General features: G+C 52.5%; 1 protein-coding gene. It reads left to right on the forward strand.

Annotation, left to right across the window (positions count from 1 at the left end; genetic code table 11):
- Window positions 1–228, forward strand: a 228-nt coding sequence (locus tag ACO0K4_RS19625) for a hypothetical protein (protein WP_422958344.1), incomplete at its 5' end; no start/stop codon positions are given.
- Between the last annotated feature and the right edge of the window lie 107 nt (window positions 229–335).

Here is a 335-nt window from a genome sequence, read left to right on the forward strand (position 1 = left end):
GACATGGCCATGAAAAACAGCATCACTCAGAATATCGGAAAGTACGGGAAAGCGGGAATCCTCGGCAAGATCGGAATGGGGTTCGTCCTCGCCATCATCGCCGCGGTCATCGTGACGCTCGTACAGTTGGTCTGGAATTCGGAACCCGTGAGGGCTATCCGCAAATCCGCCAGCGACTGGTATTCCGGCTTGCGCAACCCCTTCACGGCTCCCGCCGAAGAAGAATAGCGTAGCCGCAACCAGCTGAGGAGCAGAAAGAGTATATGGAAAAAAGTGTTTATTGGTCCCCCGACTAGTAAAATTACTCTTTTTTATGTATCTCCCTCTGCCCCTCA

Source organism: Undibacterium sp. RuTC16W (genome assembly GCF_049339445.1).
In the GTDB taxonomy this organism is placed as follows: domain Bacteria; phylum Pseudomonadota; class Gammaproteobacteria; order Burkholderiales; family Burkholderiaceae_D; genus Undibacterium.